General features: G+C 21.8%; 17 protein-coding genes. 9 read left to right on the top strand and 8 right to left on the bottom strand.

All coding sequences use genetic code 11. The features are described from left to right. From RBR25_RS14740 to RBR25_RS14730, 3 genes are all read left to right on the top strand, one after another. On the top strand, positions 1-612 hold a 612-nt coding region (locus RBR25_RS14740), incomplete at its 5' end, for an RNA-guided endonuclease TnpB family protein (RefSeq protein ID WP_432820314.1). Further along, a complete protein-coding gene (locus tag RBR25_RS14735) occupies positions 573-1,376 on the top strand; it encodes a hypothetical protein (RefSeq protein ID WP_432820313.1) in 804 nt (267 codons plus the stop codon). The genes RBR25_RS14740 and RBR25_RS14735, both read left to right, overlap by 40 nt. A gap of 67 nt (positions 1,377-1,443) precedes the next feature. Further along, entirely contained in the window at positions 1,444-3,264 is a 1,821-nt protein-coding gene (locus tag RBR25_RS14730) for an ATP-binding response regulator (RefSeq protein ID WP_432820312.1), read from the top strand. Here RBR25_RS14730 and RBR25_RS14725 read toward each other — a convergent pair. From RBR25_RS14725 to thyA, 4 genes are all read right to left on the bottom strand, one after another. Next, positions 3,251-3,478: a hypothetical protein gene (locus RBR25_RS14725; RefSeq protein WP_432820311.1), complete on the bottom strand. Its 228-nt coding sequence runs from the start codon at positions 3,476-3,478 to the stop codon at positions 3,251-3,253. The two genes, RBR25_RS14730 and RBR25_RS14725, sit on opposite strands and share 14 nt — an antisense overlap. A gap of 99 nt (positions 3,479-3,577) precedes the next feature. Further along, entirely contained in the window at positions 3,578-4,102 is a 525-nt protein-coding gene (infC, locus tag RBR25_RS14720; protein ID WP_432820310.1) for a translation initiation factor IF-3, read from the bottom strand. After that, positions 4,080-4,448 carry a hypothetical protein gene (locus RBR25_RS14715; protein WP_432820309.1) on the bottom strand — a complete coding sequence of 123 codons (369 nt, stop codon included), beginning with the start codon at positions 4,446-4,448 and terminating at the stop codon, positions 4,080-4,082. Before RBR25_RS14715 ends, infC begins: the two co-directional genes overlap by 23 nt. Positions 4,449-4,642: 194 nt before the next feature. Then, a complete protein-coding gene (thyA, locus tag RBR25_RS14710; RefSeq protein ID WP_432820308.1) occupies positions 4,643-5,566 on the bottom strand; it encodes a thymidylate synthase in 924 nt (307 codons plus the stop codon). A 57-nt stretch (positions 5,567-5,623) separates the two neighbouring features. Between thyA and RBR25_RS14705 the strand changes: the two genes are divergently transcribed. Then, the gene (locus RBR25_RS14705) at positions 5,624-6,055 is read left to right on the top strand and encodes a hypothetical protein (protein WP_432820307.1); all 432 of its coding nucleotides are present in this window, start codon (positions 5,624-5,626) and stop codon (positions 6,053-6,055) included. Here the strand turns inward: RBR25_RS14705 and RBR25_RS14700 are convergent. Next, the gene (locus tag RBR25_RS14700; RefSeq protein ID WP_432820306.1) at positions 6,021-7,196 is read right to left on the bottom strand and encodes a hypothetical protein; all 1,176 of its coding nucleotides are present in this window, start codon (positions 7,194-7,196) and stop codon (positions 6,021-6,023) included. The genes RBR25_RS14705 and RBR25_RS14700 overlap by 35 nt on opposite strands. A 152-nt stretch (positions 7,197-7,348) precedes the next feature. Here RBR25_RS14700 and RBR25_RS14695 point away from each other — a divergent pair, with 152 nt between their 5' ends. The 5 genes from RBR25_RS14695 (at position 7,349) to RBR25_RS14675 (ending at position 11,653) form a co-directional block, all read left to right on the top strand. Then, positions 7,349-7,840, top strand: a complete 492-nt coding sequence (locus RBR25_RS14695; RefSeq protein ID WP_432820305.1) for an AAA family ATPase — start codon at positions 7,349-7,351, stop codon at positions 7,838-7,840. A gap of 175 nt (positions 7,841-8,015) precedes the next feature. Then, positions 8,016-8,888: a hypothetical protein gene (locus RBR25_RS14690; RefSeq protein WP_432820304.1), complete on the top strand. Its 873-nt coding sequence runs from the start codon at positions 8,016-8,018 to the stop codon at positions 8,886-8,888. A 74-nt stretch (positions 8,889-8,962) separates the two neighbouring features. Then, positions 8,963-9,589: a hypothetical protein gene (locus RBR25_RS14685; protein WP_432820303.1), complete on the top strand. Its 627-nt coding sequence runs from the start codon at positions 8,963-8,965 to the stop codon at positions 9,587-9,589. Between the two features lie 14 nt (positions 9,590-9,603). Next, positions 9,604-10,674: a gliding motility-associated C-terminal domain-containing protein gene (locus RBR25_RS14680; protein ID WP_432820302.1), complete on the top strand. Its 1,071-nt coding sequence runs from the start codon at positions 9,604-9,606 to the stop codon at positions 10,672-10,674. Position 10,675: 1 nt separating this feature from the next. Then, a complete protein-coding gene (locus RBR25_RS14675; protein WP_432820301.1) occupies positions 10,676-11,653 on the top strand; it encodes a PorP/SprF family type IX secretion system membrane protein in 978 nt (325 codons plus the stop codon). A gap of 30 nt (positions 11,654-11,683) precedes the next feature. Here RBR25_RS14675 and RBR25_RS14670 read toward each other — a convergent pair whose 3' ends face one another. The 3 genes from RBR25_RS14670 to RBR25_RS14660 are packed head-to-tail and all read right to left on the bottom strand — an operon-like array spanning position 11,684 to position 15,968. Then, positions 11,684-12,295: a hypothetical protein gene (locus tag RBR25_RS14670; RefSeq protein WP_432820300.1), complete on the bottom strand. Its 612-nt coding sequence runs from the start codon at positions 12,293-12,295 to the stop codon at positions 11,684-11,686. Further along, positions 12,292-13,668, bottom strand: a complete 1,377-nt coding sequence (locus RBR25_RS14665) for an ankyrin repeat domain-containing protein (RefSeq protein WP_432820299.1) — start codon at positions 13,666-13,668, stop codon at positions 12,292-12,294. Before RBR25_RS14665 ends, RBR25_RS14670 begins: the two co-directional genes overlap by 4 nt. A 2-nt stretch (positions 13,669-13,670) precedes the next feature. Continuing rightward, positions 13,671-15,968, bottom strand: a complete 2,298-nt coding sequence (locus RBR25_RS14660) for a hypothetical protein (RefSeq protein ID WP_432820298.1) — start codon at positions 15,966-15,968, stop codon at positions 13,671-13,673. Positions 15,969-15,997 lie beyond the last annotated feature (29 nt).

Here is a 15,997-nt window from a genome sequence, read left to right as displayed (position 1 = left end):
ATCAAAGATTTAGTTATAACTTCAGATGGAAAGAAATTCAAGAACCAAGATTTCTTTAAATCTTCAATGAAAATGTTAAGGGTTGAGCAGCGTTCTTTAGCAAGGAAACAAAAAGGATCAAATCATTATTTAAAACAAAAATTAAAAGTTGCACTTTTACATGAACACATTAAAAATCAAAGACTTGATTATTTACATAAAATAAGTAAGTTTTTAGTAGATAATTATGATACAATTTGTATTGAAAATCTTGCAACATCTAACATGATGAAAAATAGAAAGTTAAGTCGTGCAATTGGTGATATGGGTTGGTTTAAATTTAAATCTTTTCTAGAATATAAATGTGAATGGTATGGTAAAAACCTTTCAATCATTGGTAGGTTTGATCCATCTAGTAAAACATGTTCAAATTGTGGTTCAATAAATAAAAATTTAAAATTAAATGATAGAAATTGGATATGTCAAGTATGTGGTTCTCAACATGATAGAGATGTAAATGCTGCAATAAATATAAGAAATTTTGGGTTGAGGAACCAACCCAGCGTCACTCAAAGTGAATGGTTGCATTGTGCTTGTGGCGTAGAAACACATCAGTCTTTAGCTGGTGTATAGTTCATTTACCAGATTTAAATTTAGCATTTGAATTTAATGGTTTATACTGGCATAATGAAATATATAAAAATAATAATTACCATAAAATAAAAACAGACTTATGTTTAAAAAAAGGAATACAACTTATTCATATCTATGAAGACGACTGGATTTATAAACAGGAAATAGTTAAATCTATGATATTAAATAAATTAAATAAAACACCGAATAAAATATTTGCAAGAAAATGCCAGATAAAAGAAATAACAGATAATAATTTAATAAGAAATTTTTTAAATGAAAATCATATTCAGGGTTTTGTTGGTTCAAAATTGAAAATTGGACTATTTTATAATAGTGAGTTGGTGTCGTTAATGACTTTTGGTAAACTACGAAAACCATTAAATTCTAAATCTAAAAGTAATAATGAATATGAAATGTTAAGATTTTGTAATATATTAAACACTAATGTAGTAGGAGGTGCATCAAAATTATTTAAATATTTTATAAATAAGTATAAACCAGAACAAGTTATTAGTTATGCAAGTAGAAGTTATTCAAATGGAAAACTATATGAAAAAATAGGTTTTAAATTACAACACATAACCAAACCTAATTATTATTACATAATAGATGGTATTAAAAATTATAGATTTAATTTTAGAAAAGATATTCTAGTTAAACAAGGATTTGATTCAACCAAATCAGAACATGAAATAATGTTAGAAAGAAAAATATATAGAATATATGATAGTGGTAGTTTAAAATTTAAATATAACAAATAAAATTAGTATTATAAGTTATAATTTTTATATATAATAAATAATTTACAAAAATAATAAAATAATAAAAATGGAAGACAAATTTTATAAATTATTAGAATATATGACAATTGGTGCATCTTTACATGACGAGTATGGTAATATAATTTATGCTAATCCAATTTTTTGTGATATTTTTAATGTTAATATAAATAGTATAAAATCTAAAAAAATAAATAGTGATGACATAAATATCAAAAATAGTAATGACGAACCTATTGTTGATTGGATTAATATTAATTTTAAAACAATTAAAAATAAAATAATAAAGGTTGATATTCACAATAAAACTAATTGGTTTAAAATAAACACTATTAAGTTAAAAAATGGATATGAATATTATATAATAACGTATGAAAATATAACTGACACTGTTAATTATTCATATTTATATGAACAGGTATTTAATGATATTGATACCGGTATAATAATAATAAAAAATTTAAATAGTAATTATTATTTAAAAAACATAAATCCTTATGGTTTAAATATATGTTCTATTAAAAAAGATGATATTGATAAAAATATAGAAGATTTAAATTTCCCAATTATAAATGGTAATAATATATTGCATTATATTAAAGATGTGTGGAAAAATGGAACACCCATAAAGTTAAAGTTTGCTAAATGTGTTAATAATGACAAAATATTTTGGAGAAATATATCATTTCATAAAAATGATACTAATCAAATAATTATACTTTTTCATGACGTTACTGATATAGTAAATTATAAAAAAATGGTTGAACAGTCAGATAAAATGAAAAGTAATTTTTTATCTAATATGTCACACGAAATAAGAAGTCCTATAAATGCAATAATAGGTTTTATTGATATATTAGAAAATTCAAATAATAAAGATGAGATAAATAGAAGTATTAGTATTATTAAAAATAGCAGTAAATCTTTAATAAAATTGATTGATGATATATCTGATATGTCTAAAATTGAAGCTGGTAAAATTACTATAAATAAAAATAAATTTGATATTAATTCTGTGATTAAAAATGTTATAGATACATCTACTATTAAATTAAAAAATAACGTTCAAATAAGTTGTGATATTGATATAAATAATGAATTAATTATAAATTCTGATGAACATAGAATAAAACAAATTTTAATAAATCTAATGGATAATTCTATTAAATTTACAAAAGAAGGATATATAAATATTGGATATTCATTAGATGAAAGTTTTATAACATTTCATGTTGAAGATACTGGAATAGGTATATCAGACGAAAATAAAAAATATGTGTTTAATAGATTTCATAAATCAGATAAATTATCAAAAATTGGAACTGGTTTAGGTTTATCTATATCAAAAGAATTAGTTAAATTATTAAATGGTAAAATATGGTATAATACAAATTATGGTTCAGGTACCACATTCTATTTCAAAATACCATATGATAAGGTTAATAAAAATAAAAATAAAAAACAAATTAATATTAAACAAAAAACAGATTATAATAAAATAGATTTATCTGATAAGAAAATATTACTAGTTGAAGATATAGATTTTAATACAAAATTAATATTATCATATTTAGAACCAACAAATGTGAAGATTATTGTTGCTGAAACAGGCAATGAAGCATTATTGAAATACAATGAACATAAAAATGATTTAGATTTAATATTAATGGATATACAGTTACCAGAAATGGATGGTAATGAAGTTACTCAAATAATAAGAACAATTGATAATAATATTCCAATAATCGCACAAACAGCTTATGCTATTAAAGAGGATATTGATGATATAATGCAATATGGGTTTGATGATATAATTAAAAAACCTATAATAAAAAATGATCTCATTAATACTATTGTTAAATATGTTTAATTTTTGATAACCTTAAATTATTTAATTTAAATGCTAAAACATAACCTTTTGATTTTTGTCCATTTGGTAATGAATATTTTATATCTTCGGTTTTATCATATAATATTGTTATACTTTTATCATTATCATAATATAATTCAAACAACACATTATTATTTGAGTCATATGCTTCTTCTGCCCAACCATAATTTGATGGTCTATCTAAAAGTTTCATAGTTCTCCAATTTAATAAATTAGAAGATTTATTTGTTAAATCTATATTTTTAATTGATTGTGACATATTATTAAAAATAATTTTAAATTATATATAAAATTATTTTTTTGGTTTTAAAAACATTGTCATTTTATTACCTTCTAAAACAGGCATTTTTTCAACAATAGCAATATCTGATAATTCATCTGCTAGTTTTAATAACAATATTTGACCTCTATCTTTATGTGTTATTTCTCTACCTTTAAAAAATACATAAGTTCTAACTCTATCACCATTTTTAATAAAATTTATAATGTGATTCTTTTTAAAATTATAGTCATGATCATCTGTATTTGGAGTGAATCTCATTTCTTTTAATTCAACTCTATTAGCTTTATTATTTTTTTCAATTTCTTTTTGTTTTTTCTTTTTAATATAAAGAAATTTATTAAAATCTTCTATTTTACATACTGGTGGATCACTCTTAGGGTTTATTTCAATTAAATCTAAATTTAAATCATTTGCTATTTTTATAGCTTCATTTATACTATAAACACCTTGTTCTACATTATCACCAACTAATCTTACTGATGATACTCTAATTTGATTATTAATTCTAATATTAGAATTTTTTTCTTTTCCCATTAATTTTATTTTTAATATTATTTATTTTTTCTTTTCTATATATAAATTTTGGTATTGTTGAATATGCTATCGCATCTATTAAATACAATGCACCATGATTATTTATATATAAATCACCATTTATAAAAATATCTGTTATATTTTTCTTTTTTTTATTCTTTTTAGGGTATGTTACTATAATATCATTTGTTGTAAATACATTGCCATTTATATATAAATTATATACATGATCATTATCTATGTTTAATTTTTTACTATTTAAATTATCTATATTATGATATGAATATATATTATTTTGTGAATATATAATATTTATATTTATATTTTCAGCTAAAAAATTATCCATCCTTTAATTTATTTATTTTTAATCTTCTTTCTTTTAGTAATTTATTCATATTAATAATTCCAAAATAATCACTATTAATATCAGTGGTAGAATACCTACTTTTTATCATTTGTTTAGTCACATAATTACTATCTGATATAATAGGTGTACCTTCAACTAATATATATGGAGCATATATGTATCCTTGTTTCATACTATATTGCAATTGGTACATTTTTCCAATTTGGTTGTGGTTTATAATTTAAAATTTCAAAATCTTCAAATTTAAAATCATAAATACTTTTAACAAATGAATTAATAATTAATATTGGTAATTCCGTTGGTGTTCTTTGTAATTGTTTATCTACATATTCTAAATGATTTAAATATAAATGAGTGTCACCCAAATTACCTATTAATTCACCAACTTCATGATTTGTTATTTGTGCCAACATATGTGTTAGAAACGCATAAGAAGCAATATTAAAAGGAAGACCAAGAAATGTATCTACTGATCTCATATTAAACATCAATGATAACTTTCTTTTAGGAAAATTATTATTATCCATAATATTAGTCATGGGTTCATTAGTATTATTTACATATTTATTATTTTTTATAAATCTACTCCATCTTTCTTCTTCTGACATTAATTCACTATAACATTGAAATCCATAATGACAAGGTGGTAAATTCATTTCATGTAATTGACCTGGATTCCAAGCAGAAACCATTAATCGTCTCGAATCAGGATTATTTATTAAATCATTAATAAGATTATCAATTTGATTGATATTATCTGTAACTCTAACATTATCTATGTATTTAGTTCTATCCCATTTAACCCATTGATAACCATATATTTTACCTAAATCACCATTTTCATTCGCCCACTCATCCCAAATTGTGACACCATTATCATTTAAATATTTAATATTAGTGTCACCCTTTAAAAACCAAAATAGCTCATATAATACGGATCTTATATGTATTTTTTTTGTTGTTAATAAAGGAAATCCTTCATTTAAATCAAATCGTAACTGTCTACCAAATACAGATATTGTACCAGTACCAGTTCTATCTTCTTTTTTTACACCATTATCTTTAATATCCTTTAATAAGTCTAAATATTGTTTCATTTAATAAGAATTTTTTAATTTATAGTTTATTGTTTAAAATAAGTTTATATATAGTATATGAAAACTGCTAGAATACCATATAGAAAATATAATAATATTTTATTTATAAAGAAAATAGATTATGATATTAGAAGAAAATATAAAAAAGTAACATATTTATATGAAACATATATTAATAATGAACAAGTAAAAGAAACGTTACATAATAAAAATTATCCATCTGTAATCGAATATTATAATAATAAAATATGTAAAATTGAATATTGGGTACATGGTAAATTACACAGAGATTATGGACCAAGTATAATTCATTTAGATAAAAAACATAATATTACTAATGAAGAATGGTATAAAAATGGAATAAAATTAGATAAAAATGAAATTGATAGTATTAAGAAAATAATAGATAGAAAATTAAAAATGATTAAAGTTATACTTAAAATGAAATCTAATGTTAAATCATCCCCAACAAATTATCCAAATCCATAAAATATATTTTATCTAAATTATCATCTGAGAAATATTGATCGAAATTAAAAATTTCATATAATGGTTTTTTAAATTTTTGTGATAATTTATTAAAATCTTTAATTTCTTCTTTTAATTTTTTTGCTAATTCTTTTTTATTTCCCTTGTGTTTTTTTAATAAATCTATAAAAAATTTATTCCATAAAAATACCTTATGCCCATCTTTTAACATCTTTTGTGATTTATTAAAACCTGCTTTATCATTATCATATATAAATCTTAAACTAATTCCATCTTCATTTAATAAAAAACCAATATCAGTATTAATTCCAATTTGACCAATTGAATTTGGTATTGATAAACTATCTATATAACCCTCAAATAAATTTACATCTCTTGTAAAATCAACATTAAATATATTAAAAAAGTGAGATAATTTATTATATGATATTCTTTCTTGATCATCTAAATCACCATCAGGATACATCATGTCATAAATATAAGAAAAATCCATAATTTTAAAATATCTTTTATCACCATTTAATAAATTCCTAATTTGCATTGATATAACATTATCACCCATTCTATTTAAAAAAACCATTACTGGTTGACTCCATTTTGAATTAAAATGATAAACTCCTTCATATATATCTCTAGTAAATTTTATATTTCTAACATTACGAACATACATATCAACACCACTATTTCTAACTAAAGGTTGTAAATTAGTTAAATTTCTAGTCTTATCTCTTTTAAAAAATTCACATAAATCATTAACATCAAATAATTTATCTAAAGATTTGATTGTAATTTCATCATTGGATTGAAATTGTATATTATTTTCAATATATTGATACATTTGTATTTTCTTTTCAATATCCATTTGAATATTAAATGTATCCAATAATTTTGTAAATGATCTACTACATGTTTCCTCATTAAAACATATATACATCATATTTTTAAAATATAAATTCCCCCTTTTTTTAGATGCAACTTTTTCAGAATCACCACATATAGGACAAGAAAAATTTAATCTATCTGGATAAACTCTAATTTTTCTTTTTTGTGGCAAACTATGATTATTATCTAATATAGATTGTATTAAAGATTGAATATAATCTTTATCAATTGAAGCATTATCTAATCCATTTAATGTCATAATAAAAAATTTATATTTAATATAAAATAAATAATAAAAAGTTTGATAAAAATAAAAAAAATATTAAATTTGCACAAACAAAAAAAAAACAAACAAATAAAAAAAAAGATAATAGTATCATAATTCTGCATCTTTTTCTTAAATTATTGTCTATGAACAATGTACTAAACATAAAAATTTTATCTGGAATACCAGCAAGTGGAAAATCTACTTGGGCAAAGGATTATGTTTATAATAATAGGAATACGGTAAGAATAAATAGAGATGACTTACGAAAATCTATATTTAATGATTTTATTACTGATGGCAATGAAAATTTTATAAATAATGCTAAATTATCATTAATTAAAACATCTTTAGAATTTGACAAGAATATAATATTAGATGATACACATTGTTATAAAGATTACTTAATTTTTTTAATAGATTATATTAGAAATAATGCAAAACAGTTAAATAAAAATATTAAAATTATTATTGTTGATTTTGATGTTAATGTAAATGTATGTGTTAAAAGAAATTTTAAAAGAAAAGGAAAATTAGATAAAAATATAATTTATCATATGTATAAAACAAAAAATGAAATTAATTATAATTCTTTAGATATAGATGAATATATTAAAATGTCCGATTCTGGTTTATAATAATTTTAAATCATAATAAAAATGTCCAGATATGGACATTTTTATTTTTATATTATTTTTAATTACCAGATTATAAACTAATTAAATATTATGGTATAAATATTGAATAATAAATGAAACTATTTTTATAAAAAGTAGTATAATAAAACTAAGTTTAACTAAAAAATAAAAAATTATGAAAATGAGAAAAATTTTAAAATTTGTACTAATTACATTATTAACTGTTAGTTTTTTTAATGTTATGTCGCAAAACCCCGCAGATTTTGAACAAGCTGCTTTAGATGGATCAACAACATCTTATGTTACAGTTGAAAAAACAATGCCCTTTTATGTTCAGCCAGATCTAACATATCATCCATCATGGACGGCATTTTCAAATAACCTAACACCTAATTTTACATGGGTGTGGACAGTGCCAGCAGGTTTAACATTAACATCACAGAGTGATAATTATGTTACTATTACAGCTAATACTGTCGGTGATTATGTAGTTAATGTTAAAGAAAAAGCACCTGCTGCTTGGGGTGGTTGTGAAGATCCAACTGGTGTTAATATAACAATTAGTGTTGTTGATAAACCAGAGTTGCATTCATTTCCAATGTTTGCATCAATTCCTTTAAATAATGGAGAAACATATCAAACATGTGCACCATATACATTAAGTCCTAGTATTGAAGTATCTGGTTTTCCTAATTTCAGAGTACATTTTACTTTAACTCAACAAGCACTAGATATTAATGGTAATCCAACTGGTGTAATTAATACAGTTATTGAAAATTCAATTGTAGGTGGCGGTAATACATTAACTAGATTAACAAATCAAACATATGTATTTGATGCTGATAGAGTTTTAGATTTAATAACACCTGAAACAAGAACACAATATGTTTATACTATTACTGGTATAACTGATAATATATCTAGAAAATCTGATTATTTAGGTACAGAAACATTATATGGTACAAGTAATACATTTACATTTATTGTAAATCCAACTCCAGTTACAGGTCCAATTTATCATATACCTAATGATTTTGGTAATATTTAATAAATATATAAATTGAATTATTTTAAAAGGAGAAGAAATATAATTCTTCTCCTTTTTTTAAATAAAATTATAAAATGAAAAAAATACTAACCATATTATTTATTATATTCCCGTTATTATCATTTTCAATTAATTATACTAGTAATAATAATTATACTGGTTATTGGAATAATATTAACTCATGGTCAATTAATATACCAACAAATGATGATATAAATTTAGGTAATGGCACTTTAACAATTAATGGTTTTATTAAATGGGAAACTGAAAATCCATTAGACAGTACATTATCATTTAGTGGAGGAGGAGGCGGGAATATAATAGTTAATGATACACTAATAATATATGGTGATTTACATTTAGGTAATAAATATAATTTAACTGTTAATGGTATTTTAATAATATATGGTAATCTGATAACAACTAATCAAATAGAAATATCATCAAGTGGTTATTTGATCGTACAAGGTGATGTTGATTTTGGTGGATCACAAGGTGGATTTGAACCAGGTACGGAATCTAATGTATATATAGGTGGTACATGTTCAAATGGAGACGGTTGTGGAAGTACATCTAATGATTCTACAGATTTAGATAATTCAGATATAGATGTTAGCGATTTTTATAATAATAATGATCCAACAATTTGTAATCCACCAGAAACAGGAAATTTATATCATATACCAAATATATTTGGTTAAAAAAATAAAAATTTATGAAACTAATATTAAATATATTATTCTTATTTCTTTCTTATTACTCATTATCTCAAGATTTACCTTCTGTATGTGGGAATACATTAGAAAAATATTGGGTAAATGGATTTAATGGGAGTAGTATATTTAACTGGGAAATAACTGATCCTAATAATATCATAGTATCTGATGAATATTATAGTATAATTGGAAACGGTGACACAATCGAAATTAATTGGAATAATGATTTGATAGGTGGTATTTATACAATTAAGGTTACTGAACATAGTGAATTTGGATGTACAGGTGAACCATATTATCAAAATATAGTTTTAAATACAAATGATATATTTGTACCATTTGATAATGTTATTGATATGTTAGATGTCTGTTATGGTGAGATTGCTAATATTTACCCTGGTGATTTTATAAGTTATTTATGGGAAGATGGTAGCACAAATAATACATTTTATACAAGTGAAGAAGGTACATATAAAGTTAGATTAATCGATGATAATTATAATTGTAGTTTTAATAATATAACATTAAATATAAATGATCTACCCTTTGTAAATATAGGTAACGATACTACTTTATATTATAATGAATATTTAGTTTTAGATGCATATGGTAATGATATAAATACATATAATTGGAGCACTGGTGATATAACTTCAAGTATAACTATTTTTAATAATTATAATATAAATTATAAAGATATTATATGGGTAAATGTCATTGATGATAATGGTTGTCAAAATTCGGATAGTATTTATATTTCATTTTTTAATGAATTTTCAAATTTAAGAATACCTAAAGCATTCACACCAAATAATGATAATATAAATGATTATTGGGTATTTCCTGCACCTAATAATGATAATATTATTTATAGTTTTGATAATATTGATGTTGTTGTTTATAATAGATGGGGTGGTTTAGTATGGGAATATAATGGAAATAATCCTAAATGGGATGGTAAATCAATTAATGGTAAACAATTACCGATGGATTCATATCATTATATTATAAAATTTAAAATCAACGGTAATGTTTATTTATATAAAGGTTCCGTAACAATAATTATATAGTATGAAAAAAATATATTTATTATTAATATTCTTATTTTATGGTTTTTGTGTAAAATCTCAACAACCATTATATAATCAATATATGTTAAACCCATATATTATAAACCCAGCTATAGCTGGATATAATGGATACACTGATATTAATTTAATGACTAGGCAACAATGGGTTGGTTATGATAATGGTCCATCTACTTATGCCATATCTGGACAACATAGAATACTTAAAACTAGTTATAGAAATAGAAGTAGATTAATTAAAAACAACATAAGAAGAAAAAGACCATCAGGTAAAGTTGGTATAGGCGGTATAATTTATAATGATACAAATGGTTCAATAGTAAGAACCGGATTACAAGGAACATATTCATATCATATATATGTTAGAGATATACAATATAGTATGGGATTTTCTTTATCTATGTTTCAGTTTAAAACTAATATAGAACAAAAAGATTTTTATGAACAAGATATAATTGATCCAATCTTACAGAATAACAATTCTATATTTTCACCCGATGCTAATATAGGGTTTTTAATAAGTTCAGATGATTATTATGCTGGTATATCAATATCTAATCTTTTTCAAAATAATATATCATTTGGTAATGATAAAGAATTTGGTTTTAAACTAAATAGGCATTATTATATATTAGGTGGTTATAAATATCAAAAAAGAAGATCAGACTATTCATTTGAACCATCTGTTATGATAACATTAACTGAAAAATTATTATGGAATATAGATTTAAATATTAAAGCAATATACATGGATAATTATTGGGCTGGTTTATCTTATAGAAGTAGTGGTTCAATAATCAGTATGTTTGGTTTAAAATATACTAATTATTATTTAGGATATTCTTTTGATTTATCATGGTCAGATGTTTCTACATTTAACAAATATGGTTCACATGAATTATTAATAGGTATAAGATTTGGTGATAATGCAAGAAGATATAGATGGTTAAATAGATTTTAAAAAGACCTTAATTAATTAAGGTCTTTTTATTTATAGTAGATTTTTTTTATTTGCATATTGTTTAAATATATGTTTAATTTCATTTGGTAAATTATCCCATTGTTTATTAATAAAATGAAATGGTAGTTGATTTCTTTCTAAAAATTCCATAATATCATCTTCATTTAGAATATCCCATAATGATGATAATTCAATTTCTTCTTGTTCTTCTGATTTAATTATATCATTTTCATATAAAAATACTTGAAATAATTCTTTTATATCGGTATCTAAATTTTGCCATGCAATATTGGATATTTCATCATCTAAATCATTTGATTTAATAAATCTATTCATCAACTCATCAGATAATTTATCCCATATTATATGTAATTTACCATCATCAATATCTTTATCAGACCAATCACCAAAATCCATTCCAACTTTATCAAAAAATTCTTTATCTTCTCTTGGATCATATTTAGATTTATCTTTTAATTCTTTAGTTTTATTTATTTCTTTTTCGTATTTATCTTTATCACTAGTATAATAATTATTTAAATAATCTAATTCTAAACTAGTTAATGAATCTTTACCTTTTTCTGATATTTTATCTAAAATGTCATCTAATATTTTATTTTCATATAATTTTAAATATTTCATTTTGTTTTTTTATTTTTATATATTAAAAGTTCATAATCATTAACTTTAAATTTTGGTAAACTATTTCTAACTCTATCATCATTTAATAATAATTCTACCATTTCTACATTATCGTTAATATATGCATTCTCAATACTTGCATTATTATAAATAGTTGGATCTAAATTTGTATTCTTAAGTAAGTATTCAACTATATCTATATGATTATTAATAGTCGCAGAATAAATAATAAAATCAAAACCATTTAAATCATTAATATTGAATTCTTTATCTTCTATTGTATCTTTAACTAAAGATAAAATACCATATTGACAACCACTTGCAATTTTATCCAGTGGTTTAATTTCATTGTTTTTTAATACATCATTTAAATCTTTACCTTTTAATAAATGTCTTATAGATTCATTGGTTTTATTGTATTGGTTTAGTAATTTTATTATATCGTTTCTATTATAAAAATTAGCAAAATCATAACAATCATCATTTATTTTTGCACCATTATCTAATAATAATTCTATTATTTTTATATCATTATTTTTAGATATTGAACATTCTAAGATATTAGATGTTGTTTTAATTTTTGGTGATCTTATAAATAATCTTTCTTTTAAATTATTAATATTAAAACCATTTTGTATAGCATACTTTATTAATCCAAATCTATTAAAATGTAATCCTTGTTTTACCATATACATTAAACTATGATCAATTTTAATATAATTTACTAATTCATCATCTGTAAAATATTCATGTAAATCGTATTTAACAATTGAATAATAATTTATATTATTCTTAATATCTTTTAAATCTTTACCTTTTAATAAATGTCTTATTGATTCATTTTTATTAAAATAATATTTAATATTTTTGTTATAAAAATCTTCCGATAAATATTTTTTAGCTCTATAATCATTTAAAAATAATTGAATTAATTCTATATCATTGTCTTCAACAGCTATCTGAAATGCACTTTTTATTACATTTTCAACGAATTCGACTTTAGTGGAATGAAATGGATTTACTTTTGGGTGTTTTAATAATTCTTTAACCATATCGATATTACTATATGTTGTAGCGTGTCTAATACACATATCATTACCATCAGATGGATCAACTCTATTATCTTTTAATAAAAATTTAACAACATCAATACTATCATTAACTACAGATATTGTAATTGGATAATTATAATTATCTGATGGATCTGCTCCTTCTTTTAATGCCATTTTAACTAACCACAATTGATCATATTCACATCCCTTTTCTAACTTTTGTTGAGGATTTAAATTATCTAGTTTTTTATTTATTTCTTCATCGTTTTTAGGTTTTAAAAGATGTCTTATAGATTCATTGTATGATTTTAAATATTTCATAATTAAGTTGTTATAATTTTACCTGAATATATGAATAACATAAAACTTGTCATTATTTTATCTCTTGTAAATAGTTCACTAAGTTCCATTATATCAAGTATTTCATCAAAATATTTTGAATATTCATCTTCAAATTCAATTAAAAATTGATCTAGTATTGTTAATGAATTTGGTCCTTCAAGTGGGTTTTCTAAACCTGAAATCATCATTTTATTTTCTATTTCAACTCTTTTAGCTTTATCTGCAATTTCACCTTTAGCTTCTTTATAATTATACCCTACTATTCTTTTTAGAATTGCGTTAAATTGTTGAAGAAAATCTTTTTTAAAATTTTCAGTAAATTCTAAAAAGTTTTTTTCTTTTTTATCCATTTTTCTATAAGGTTGTGTCTTTATTGAAAAATTATCAATTAAATGATACAATAAAACAGAAGAATCTAACCTACTAATAAATTGTGTTTTGGATACTTTTTCTCTTGGTAATTTATTATACCCTCCTCCCCAATCTTTACTATCTTTCATTACATAAGTATCAATAAAATATTTATTATTAAAGGATATAAAAACAGAAATCATATCAATATCAATTTGTAATAGTAATACTTTATCATTATTATTTAATATATCAACAGCATCTCTTTTTAATTTAATTTTATCCCATTTAGCATCAGCAGGAATTGCTAAGTCTTTTTGTATTGGTTGCATAACTTCTCTTGGTACACCTAGTAAGCTTAAACTACTTCTCTCTAATAATAAATATTCTTTTAAATTTGTAATCATATTTTCTCTTATTATTTTTCCTTTTGGTTCATAATCAGGTATATATGTACCGAATCTTATTATATTACCTAATATATTAAATTTTATAAAAGATTCAACATCATAAATTTTTTCATATTTAAAATCAAATTCAGAAGAATACTCATCAAGATATTTCATAATATTTCCGGTTGCAACAAGTCTATTATTACGTTGATTAATATAAATACGAATATAACAATTATGTCCATTATATAAATGTCTTTTAATGGTACTAATGTCATGTATAAATATATTATAATTTGATAAATATTTTTCTAAATCTTCAATTTCTTTTATTGTATCAATTTTTATAATTAAACAATTATAGTCATATTTATTACTTAAATTATTAAATTTTTCTAATAATCTTATGTTTCTTTTTGGTTCATAAACAGGATCTAATTTTCTAGTAGGAATTAAACATTTATAATACCACATCCAACTATTATTCTTATCATTTTTATCACCAACTGTCAATAATAGATCATCATATTTGGATTCATTGAAATCAGTTATATAAAATTTTGATTCATCTTCATATGCATCCCATAATGTTGTCATATCAAGAATTTTATATTTTCCACCTAAAAAATCATTCATATAATCATTAACATCATTAAAATAATCATATGCATTTTTTTTAACAATCACATCATCTCCGATTTTAAATAATTTTAATTGTTGTTCGGTTGTTAAATCCCTATCAGTAATATAGGATTCTAATATTCTTTTTGATTTTTCTTTTGGTTTATATGTTGGTATACTTTTACCAGTCTTTAATATTCTACTTAATACTCCATCTCTAAAATCATTTAATGTATATATTCTATCATAATTCCAACCATAATCTTTTGAATATTCATCTAATTTATCAAAATGATTTATTTCATATGTTAATTTATCTTCAATAAAATACAATCTTAAAAATAATGATTTTTTATTTTCATTCATTTCTAAATAATTTACACATAATGTATATAAATAAGAACTTAAATAAACATTATATTCAACATTTAGTATATCTGTAATTTCATCTAATTCATTTACAGTATTAAATTTAATAACGAAAGAATCATATGGGTAATTATCATGTAAATTATTCTCTAATAATCTTATATTTTTTTTTGGTTTGTAATTCGGCCTTATTGATCCGTGTTTTATTAAATTTTTAATTTCATTAATATTTAAATTTTCTAGAATAATACCATTTTTAAATGTTAAATTTGATTCTTCTTGATAAGTCATCCCAAAATTATTTCCCATTTTTATAATACATAAATATTGATCTTCATTTTTTCTATATTGTAATAACCAATCAAATGCATTCATAGGTGTATCACCTAACCAGTTTGTCGGTTTAAATGTATCTAAAAGAAAAGATAATAGTTCTAATAGAATATATTCTTTATTTATTATATTTTCATTTTTATTTAAAATTTTTAAATATAAAAAATCATATTTTTTAAAATATTCACTATTTAATGCTTCATATGTCGTCATTTATAATATTTAAAATTTTATAGTATATA

Origin of the sequence: Trichloromonas sp., from assembly GCF_034006665.1 — a bacterium.
In the GTDB taxonomy this organism is placed as follows: Bacteria; Desulfobacterota; Desulfuromonadia; order Desulfuromonadales; family Trichloromonadaceae; genus Trichloromonas.
This window is presented reverse-complemented; position numbering and strand designations above follow the sequence as displayed.

Coding starts and splice junctions, on each gene's coding strand:
- RBR25_RS14730 (WP_432820312.1), top strand. CDS start 1,444: ATGGAAGACAAATTTTATAAATTATTAGAATATATGACAATTGGTGCA.
- RBR25_RS14725 (WP_432820311.1), bottom strand. CDS start 3,478: ATGAAACTTTTAGATAGACCATCAAATTATGGTTGGGCAGAAGAAGCA.
- infC (WP_432820310.1), bottom strand. CDS start 4,102: ATGGGAAAAGAAAAAAATTCTAATATTAGAATTAATAATCAAATTAGA.
- RBR25_RS14715 (WP_432820309.1), bottom strand. CDS start 4,448: ATGGATAATTTTTTAGCTGAAAATATAAATATAAATATTATATATTCA.
- thyA (WP_432820308.1), bottom strand. CDS start 5,566: ATGAAACAATATTTAGACTTATTAAAGGATATTAAAGATAATGGTGTA.
- RBR25_RS14705 (WP_432820307.1), top strand. CDS start 5,624: ATGAAAACTGCTAGAATACCATATAGAAAATATAATAATATTTTATTT.
- RBR25_RS14700 (WP_432820306.1), bottom strand. CDS start 7,196: ATGACATTAAATGGATTAGATAATGCTTCAATTGATAAAGATTATATT.
- RBR25_RS14695 (WP_432820305.1), top strand. CDS start 7,349: ATGAACAATGTACTAAACATAAAAATTTTATCTGGAATACCAGCAAGT.
- RBR25_RS14690 (WP_432820304.1), top strand. CDS start 8,016: ATGAAAATGAGAAAAATTTTAAAATTTGTACTAATTACATTATTAACT.
- RBR25_RS14685 (WP_432820303.1), top strand. CDS start 8,963: ATGAAAAAAATACTAACCATATTATTTATTATATTCCCGTTATTATCA.
- RBR25_RS14680 (WP_432820302.1), top strand. CDS start 9,604: ATGAAACTAATATTAAATATATTATTCTTATTTCTTTCTTATTACTCA.
- RBR25_RS14675 (WP_432820301.1), top strand. CDS start 10,676: ATGAAAAAAATATATTTATTATTAATATTCTTATTTTATGGTTTTTGT.
- RBR25_RS14670 (WP_432820300.1), bottom strand. CDS start 12,295: ATGAAATATTTAAAATTATATGAAAATAAAATATTAGATGACATTTTA.
- RBR25_RS14665 (WP_432820299.1), bottom strand. CDS start 13,668: ATGAAATATTTAAAATCATACAATGAATCTATAAGACATCTTTTAAAA.
- RBR25_RS14660 (WP_432820298.1), bottom strand. CDS start 15,968: ATGACGACATATGAAGCATTAAATAGTGAATATTTTAAAAAATATGAT.